General features: G+C 38.8%; 7 protein-coding genes and 1 tRNA gene. 5 read left to right on the forward strand and 3 right to left on the reverse strand.

Annotated features, from left to right (window positions below; genetic code table 11):
* From rsxC to nth, 5 genes are read left to right on the forward strand one after another with little or no spacing between them, the layout of a single operon-like run.
* The gene (gene rsxC / locus V6255_RS15125) at positions 1–2697 is read left to right on the forward strand and encodes an electron transport complex subunit RsxC (RefSeq protein WP_341628915.1); all 2697 of its coding nucleotides are present in this window, start codon (positions 1–3) and stop codon (positions 2695–2697) included.
* Positions 2698–2700: 3 nt separating this feature from the next.
* Positions 2701–3756, forward strand: coding sequence for an electron transport complex subunit RsxD (gene rsxD / locus V6255_RS15130; RefSeq protein ID WP_341628916.1), 1056 nt, complete (start codon positions 2701–2703; stop codon positions 3754–3756).
* Positions 3753–4391 (forward strand): electron transport complex subunit RsxG, encoded by a 639-nt coding sequence (gene rsxG, locus V6255_RS15135; RefSeq protein WP_341628917.1) that lies wholly within the window; start codon positions 3753–3755, stop codon positions 4389–4391. Before rsxD ends, rsxG begins: the two co-directional genes overlap by 4 nt.
* Before the next feature lie 41 nt (positions 4392–4432).
* Positions 4433–5125: an electron transport complex subunit E gene (locus V6255_RS15140; protein WP_341628921.1), complete on the forward strand. Its 693-nt coding sequence runs from the start codon at positions 4433–4435 to the stop codon at positions 5123–5125.
* Positions 5122–5757 (forward strand): endonuclease III, encoded by a 636-nt coding sequence (nth, locus tag V6255_RS15145; RefSeq protein ID WP_341628918.1) that lies wholly within the window; start codon positions 5122–5124, stop codon positions 5755–5757. The genes V6255_RS15140 and nth overlap by 4 nt, the downstream gene beginning before the upstream one ends.
* 116 nt (positions 5758–5873) lie before the next feature.
* On the opposite strand, the gene V6255_RS15150 is transcribed toward nth, so the two are convergent.
* From V6255_RS15150 to V6255_RS15160, 3 genes are all read right to left on the reverse strand, one after another.
* Positions 5874–6374 carry a DUF1456 family protein gene (locus tag V6255_RS15150; RefSeq protein WP_341628919.1) on the reverse strand — a complete coding sequence of 167 codons (501 nt, stop codon included), beginning with the start codon at positions 6372–6374 and terminating at the stop codon, positions 5874–5876.
* Positions 6375–6435: 61 nt separating this feature from the next.
* The gene (gene nadA / locus V6255_RS15155) at positions 6436–7494 is read right to left on the reverse strand and encodes a quinolinate synthase NadA (RefSeq protein ID WP_341628920.1); all 1059 of its coding nucleotides are present in this window, start codon (positions 7492–7494) and stop codon (positions 6436–6438) included.
* Between the two features lie 106 nt (positions 7495–7600).
* Positions 7601–7676: transfer RNA gene (locus tag V6255_RS15160), tRNA-Lys, on the reverse strand.
* Between the last annotated feature and the right edge of the window lie 142 nt (positions 7677–7818).

Consider the following 7818-nt stretch of genomic DNA (forward strand, 5'->3'; position numbering starts at 1 on the left):
ATGACACAGCCTATTAATTTATTAAGTGACGAAAAATTAGAACAAATTGCAGCGGGGAAAATGTGGGATTTTCATGGCGGTGTTCACCCGGTACAAAATAAGCAGCAAAGTAATCAAACAGCAATAACAGATGCAGGTATTCCAGACGAATTAATTATTTCGGTTGAACAAAAAGGTCACATTCCTCAGTTATTAGTTGAAGTCGGCGATAGCGTTTTAAAAGGCCAACCTTTAACCAAAGTATACGGCGCTTTAGTAGTACAGCACGCGAGTAGTTCAGGTACAGTTAAAGCAATTGGACCACGAACAGATTGTCACCCTTCAGGTTTACCTGTGTTGTCTGTTGTCATTGAAACTGACGGTTTAGATAGGCCTTTTCCTTCTCAAGGCTTTGAGGATTACCGCAAAGAAATACCAGCAACGTTAATAGAAGCAGTACAACAAGCCGGTGTTGTAGGATTAGGTGGAGCAGGCTTTGCCACTCACTTAAAATTAGCACATAGCGAAAACCGCTTACTGATCGTCAACGCAATTGAATGTGAACCTTACATCACCTCTGATGATCGTTTAGTGCAAGAACATGCCGATGAAATCATCGAGGGCATGAAAATAATGCATCATATTTTAAAGCCAAAACTTATGTCTTTTGCCATTGAAGATAATAAACCAGAAGCAATTGAAGCATTTAAAAAGTCATGGCAGGCATTACCAGAAGCGGAAAGAGAAAGTATCGTTTTAAGTATTGTCCCGACTCGTTATCCGTCAGGCAGTGCGAAACAACTTATCGAAGTATTAACGGGTGAGCAAACTCCAATCGGTAAGCATTCGTCGGAGCTTGGCATTGTTATGCTTAATGTGGGAACCGTGTTTGCTGTAAAAGAAGCCGTTATTAACGGTAAGTCTCTTGTATCTCGTATTGTCACTGTCACTGGCGATGCTTTTGCACGTAAAGGTAACGCACGTGTTCGCATTGGTACTCCGATACAATATTTATTAGATAAGTATTGGTTAAATGCCCTTCACCACCAAAAACTAGTTATCGGTGGACCAATGATGGGATTCACCGTAACCGACACCTCTGCCCCTGTCAGTAAAATCTGTAACTGTATTTTGGCACCAACAGAGAAAGAACTGCCTCCTCCAGAAGAAGAGATGAATTGTATTCGCTGTAGTGAATGTGCTGAAGCTTGTCCGGTGGAGTTATTACCACAACAACTGCTTTGGTATTCTCAAAGCGAAGACCATAAAAAATTAGAAGAATACGATCTATCAGCCTGCATTGAATGCGGTGCTTGCGCTTATGTTTGCCCAAGCCATATTCCTTTAGTTGAATATTATCGCGTCTCTAAAGCACAAATAAGAACGGCTAAAGAAGAGGCAGATAAAGCAGCGATTGCACGTAAACGCCATGAAGACAGAGAGTTACGTTTAGAGGCTGAAAAACAACAACGTCTGTTAAAACATAAACTTGCCGCAGAAAAACGTAAGCAGCAAATGAAAAGTGATAATGGTGGTGAAGATCTCGTTGCAGCTGCACTTGCTCGAGCAAAAGCGAAGAAACAAAGCACAGAAACAGAAGCGAAACCAACAGCTCAAAATAACCAAGTTGCTGCCGCAATAGCACGAGCAAAAGCTAAAAAACTAGCAAATGCTTCAACTGAAAATACGCCAATTGAAACGAATGATGCTGAACAAGTACCAGATGTTGATCCTAAAAAAGCAGCAGTTGCTGCCGCAATAGCACGAGCAAAAGCTAAAAAACTAGCACAAGCATCTGCTGAAAATACGCCAGCTGAAACAAATAATGCTGAACAAGCACCAGAAGTTGATCCTAAAAAAGCAGCAGTTGCTGCCGCAATAGCACGCGCTAAAGCTAAAAAACTAGCAAAAGCATCTGCTGAAAATACGCCAATTGAAACGAATGATGCTGAACAAGCACCAGATGTTGATCCTAAAAAAGCGGCAGTAGCTGCCGCAATAGCACGCGCTAAAGCTAAAAAACTAGCAAAAACATCTGCTGAGAATGCGTCAGCTGAAACGAATAATGCTGAACAAGCACCAGAGGTTGATCCTAAAAAAGCAGCAGTTGCTGCCGCAATAGCACGAGCAAAAGCATCAGCTGAGAATACGTCACTTGAAACGAATGGCGTTGAACAAGCACCAGAGGTTGATCCTAAAAAAGCAGCGATTGCAGCGGCAGTAGCCCGTGCTAAAGCTAAAAAACGAGCAAAAGCATCTGCTGAGAATACGTCAGTTGAAACGAATGACGTTGAACAAGCACCAGATGTTGATCCTAAAAAAGCAGCAGTTGCAGCGGCTGTCGCACGCGCTAAAGAGAAAAAACTAGCAGCGCAAGCCATCGATAAAGAACAAAGAGATAAAACTGAAGTATTAACAGAGCCAGATAATACCGAAGTGATTAAACAACGTAAGTTACGCAAAGAACAAGCTCGTTTACACAAACAACAATTAACAGAACAAGCTAATAATGACTCGATTGAGAAGAGTGAAATAGAGACTAACCAACAAGATAGTCATCGCACAGTGAACGGTACTAAAAAAAATAATCCACCTAATACTGTCGAAGCAACAGAGAAAGCATCGCATGATAATGTGGGTGTTGATGATAAAAAAGCAAAAATAGCGGCAGTTATTGCCAAAGCAAAAGCCAAAAAACTGGCGCAGAAGGATCAATAAACCATGGCATTTTTTAGTTCAACATCGCCACACCAACAAATAAAACGCCGTACTCCAGAAATAATGAAAATGGTTATTTTTGCATTACTGCCTGGTGTCCTTGTTCATAGTTATTTATTCGGTTTAGCGATTTATGTGCAAATAGCACTCGCAGTTATTACGGCATTATTAGCGGAAGCAGCTTTTTTAGCGTTACGTAAACGTTCGATATTAAAAAGTATTAAAGATTATACTGCAGTAGTCACTGCCGTTTTATTGGCCATATCAATTCCCTCTCTTGCGCCATGGTGGGTGATCGTTATTGGTACTATTTTTTCTATTATTATTGTTAAGCATCTTTACGGCGGATTAGGTCAAAATATTTTTAACCCTGCAATGGCAGGATACGTCTTATTATTAATCTCTTTTCCTGTGCAGATGACAGCTTGGTTGCCAGTGCAATCTATACAGGCATTCCCAGTTACTTTTAATGATATCTTAAGTTTGATTTTTACGGGTTTTAGCATTGATGGTTATAGCGTAACGCAAATAAAAACATCTATTGATGGCTATACTTTAGCAACACCTTTGGAAACTATTCGTAATGCACTCCATTCCGGTGAAACTATTTCAGAAACACTTAAAACAACTCTATTTAGTTCGGACTCTTTACAAGGGAGTCAATGGGTTAACTTAGCTTTCTTAGCGGGCGGTCTTTTATTATTAAAAAAACAAATCATACTGTGGTATATCCCTATTAGTTTTTTAGTGGGTATGATTGTGTTCTCATTTATTCCTTTTGCTAGTGACCCCGATCTTTATTCATCACCGCTATATCATCTGTTTTCTGGTGCCACTATGCTCGGGGCTTTCTTTATTTTAACTGACCCAGTAACGGCAAGTACCACGGTAAAAGGACGTATTGTCTATGGATTATTATGTGCGTTATTAGTCGTGGTGATACGTAATGTTGGCGGTTACCCTGATGCCGTCGCCTTTGCTGTATTACTAGCCAATATGTGTGTACCGTTAATTGATTATTACAGTAAACCTAAGGTTTATGGGAGAAGACGTAAATGATGATGTTACCTGCGATCAGCCGAAATGCGTTGTTATTAGCTATTTTTGCCATTGTTTGTACAGGTGCAATTGCATTAATTAGTGTGTTAACACGACCTATTATTTTAGAACAAGAGCAAATTGCATTACAAAACAATATAAATGAACTGATTAAATCTGATCGTTACGATAACAAAATAATCGAAACGTGTTTTACCGTTGTGGATGGTGAATTATTAGGTGATAAAATACCAAAACAAGTTTTTATTGCGACTAAATATAACAAACCAGTCGCAGCTTTAATTCAAACCAGTACCTTTAAAGGTTACTCAGGAGAAATAAAGCTACTTGTTGGCATTTATACCGATGGCACAGTGGCAGGTGTTCGTATTAATAGCCATACGGAAACGCCTGGGTTAGGTGATAAAATACAAACTAATAAATCCGATTGGATACTGTCTTTTGATGGGCAAGAATACCAAGATTCAGCTGATGATAATTGGGAAGTTAAAAAAGATGGTGGAAGCTTTGATGCGTTCACTGGTGCAACGATCACACCACGAGCAGTGGTTCATGCAGTGAGAGATACGCTTATCTACTTTGAACAAAATAAAACACAATTATTTAACACACCTGCAAATTGCGGAGATAAATAATGAACCAAGAAACCGGACATAACACAACAAAAGATATGGACATGAACGATGAGATTGCAGCTGAAGAAGTTGTAATCGAATCCATTAATGATCCCGCTGTTTATAAAGAGTTAAGTCTACAAGGCTTATGGAAAAACAATCCTGGCATAGTTCAACTATTAGGGTTATGCCCTTTGTTAGCGGTAACCAATACGCTAACTAATGCATTAGGCCTAGGGCTAGCTACGCTATTTGTTGTTATTTCTTCAAATGTTCTTATCTCGTTAATTCGGCACCATGTCCCTAAAGCGATTCGTATCCCTGTTTTTGTAATGATCATTGCTTCATTAGTAAGTTGTATCCAATTATTAATGAATGCTTATACCTACCAACTTTATTTATCACTGGGAATTTTTATTCCGTTGATTGTAACTAACTGTATGATCATTGGACGTGCGGAAGCATTTGCCTCTAAAAACAATGTTAAGCACTCTGCTTTTGATGGGTTAATGATGGGTTTAGGTTTCACCGCAGTATTGATATTACTGGGTGCAACCCGTGAAATATTAGCGCAAGGCACCTTGTTTGATGGAATAGAAACCCTATTAGGTGATTGGTCTAGTTTTATGACTGTGACACTTTACAACACTGACACAAGCTTTTTACTCGCTGCATTACCACCAGGCGCTTTCATCATTATGGGGCTTATTATTGCTCTAAAAAATACCATCGATAATAAGATAACAAACAAATGAACACACTAAAACGTAGAGAAATTTTAACCCGCCTGAGAGATAATAATCCTCATCCAGAGACAGAGCTAAATTTCAGCTCTCCCTTTGAATTATTAGTCGCAGTAACACTCTCTGCACAAGCAACAGATGTCAGTGTCAATAAAGCAACGGATAAATTATTCCCCGTTGCCAATACACCTGAAGCTATTTATGCATTGGGTGTTGATGGCCTTAAAACGTATATAAAAACCATTGGTTTATATAATAGTAAAGCTGAAAACGTCAACAAAGCCTGCAAGATGTTAATCGACCTACATAATAGTGAAGTCCCTGAAAACAGAGAAGCACTGGTGGCTTTACCCGGTGTCGGTAGAAAAACAGCAAATGTAGTACTGAATACTGCTTTTGGCTGGCCAACCATTGCTGTTGATACGCATATATTTCGAGTTTCTAACCGAACTAAGTTAGCAATGGGTAAGAATGTAGATGATGTAGAGCAAAAACTTTTAAAAGTAGTACCTGCGGAGTTTAAGGTCGATGTCCATCATTGGTTGATTCTGCATGGACGCTATACTTGTATTGCTAGAAAGCCTCGTTGCGGTTCATGCTTAATAGAAGATCTTTGTGAGTTTAAAGATAAAACAGAACATTAATTTCATTCTTAATATTCATTTTCTAACCATAACGCCTCAGTTCACCTACAAATAAAAGCGAAAAAAAACCGAGTTAATTAACTCGGTTTCTTCTTAACTATAAAAGTAGTCGATCTTTATTCAGCTTCAACAGCATCAGTACTTGGTGTTGTACCACGGAATTGCACTGTAATGCCGTCGATAAAGCGACGTAATAACTGGTCTCCACATGGCTTGAAATTACGGTGATCAGCCTTTCTAAATAAAGCAGATAACTCGCCCTTAGACACAGGGAAGTTAGCTAGTTTTAATGCATTAAGCATATCTTCATCTTTAAAGTTTAATGCGATACGTAACTTACGAAGAATATCATTGTTAGATAATACCGCTTTAGCAGGCAATACTGCAGGTACAGCGCCTTCTTTACGTCCACGCTTTTCATAAATTAAACCGTCAAGAAATAACGAAAGTACGCTATCACGGCAGAATACATAACCTTCAGCTTCTTCTTTAGCCATAATGCTATGTAAAAAATCTACATTCATTTCATTATCAACAGAAGCAAAAATAGCTAGCATCTTCGTATCGTTTAATTGCAGTGCATAACGTACACGGCGTAAAACATCATTAGTAATCATATATTCTCAATTGTTTGAGTGAAAATAAGCACTGAGTAATACAGCACTTAAAATAAAACGCTTACGCGTTACCTTGTACTTTTAACTGTTGCTCTGCAGCAAAGTCTAACATTCTATCTAAAGAAACTAATGCACCTTTAGCGACATTAGGATCCACATCAATCTCATGCCCAGAAGCATCAACCAATGCGTTGTATATTGATTTTAAGCCATTCATAGCCATCCAAGGGCAATGAGCACAACTACGACAAGTAGCGCCATTTCCTGCAGTAGGAGCTGCCATCATTTCTTTATCTGGACAAGCTTGTTGCATTTTGTAAAAAATACCAGTGTCAGTAGCAACAATCAGCTTTTTATTTGGTAATGTTTGCGCAGCCTTAATTAATTGACTCGTAGAACCAACCGCATCGGCTAATTGCACAACACTCTCTGGAGATTCAGGATGCACTAAAACAGCAGCATCTGGATGAACGGCTTTCATATCACGTAAAGCACTTGCTTTAAATTCATCGTGAACAATACAGTCGCCCTGCCACATGATCATATCAGCTTTCGTTTTACGCTCAATATAGCTACCTAAATGACGATCTGGTCCCCAAATTATTTTCTTACCTTCACTATCAAGATGCTCTACTATTTCTAATGCTATGCTTGAAGTCACAACCCAATCAGCACGCGCTTTAACTGCTGCTGACGTATTTGCATAGACAACCACTACTCTGTCAGGGTGTTGATCACAAAAGGCTGAGAACTCATCAACAGGGCAACCAACATCAAGTGAACAAGTCGCTTCAAGTTCAGGCATTAAAACGGTTTTATGTGGTGTTAAAATTTTTGCTGTTTCCCCCATAAAACGAACACCAGCAATAATCAGTGTTTTAGCTTTATGGTCTCGACCAAAACGAGCCATCTCTAATGAGTCAGCAACATAGCCACCTGTCTCTTCGGCTAAAGCTTGGATTTCAGGATCAGTATAGTAATGAGCAACAAGTACCGCATCTTTTTCGATAAGCAGATTTTTTATTTTAGCTTTATAATCGATTTGTTCCTGAACGGATAATTGGACGGGTTTACCTGGAAAAGGGTAAGCGGATCCAACAAGCGGAGATAACTGGCTCATTCTTAACTCTTAGATATAGAAAAATGGGTGCAAATTATAGCAATTTGAATAACAAATTGTAATGAAATATTTTAAAGGATTTACAACAAAGGATATATAGAAGAAGTGGTGGGCCGTGAAGGATTTGAACCTTCGACAAATGGATTAAAAGTCCACTGCTCTACCAACTGAGCTAACGGCCCATATCGTAAAGATATGATTTGGTTTTAATTTCTAATTCACTTTTAAATTAAAAGTGCATCAATAGCTCTACCAACTGAACTAACAGGCCATATCGTAAAGATATGATTTGGTTTTAATTTCTAATTCACTTTTAAATTAAAA

It is taken from the genome of Psychromonas arctica (genome assembly GCF_038155225.1).
Classification (GTDB): Bacteria; Pseudomonadota; Gammaproteobacteria; order Enterobacterales; family Psychromonadaceae; genus Psychromonas; species Psychromonas arctica_B.

Coding starts and splice junctions, on each gene's coding strand:
- rsxG (WP_341628917.1), top strand. CDS start 3,753: ATGATGATGTTACCTGCGATCAGCCGAAATGCGTTGTTATTAGCTATT.
- rsxC (WP_341628915.1), top strand. CDS start 1: ATGACACAGCCTATTAATTTATTAAGTGACGAAAAATTAGAACAAATT.
- nadA (WP_341628920.1), bottom strand. CDS start 7,494: ATGAGCCAGTTATCTCCGCTTGTTGGATCCGCTTACCCTTTTCCAGGT.
- V6255_RS15150 (WP_341628919.1), bottom strand. CDS start 6,374: ATGATTACTAATGATGTTTTACGCCGTGTACGTTATGCACTGCAATTA.
- nth (WP_341628918.1), top strand. CDS start 5,122: ATGAACACACTAAAACGTAGAGAAATTTTAACCCGCCTGAGAGATAAT.
- rsxD (WP_341628916.1), top strand. CDS start 2,701: ATGGCATTTTTTAGTTCAACATCGCCACACCAACAAATAAAACGCCGT.
- V6255_RS15140 (WP_341628921.1), top strand. CDS start 4,433: ATGAACGATGAGATTGCAGCTGAAGAAGTTGTAATCGAATCCATTAAT.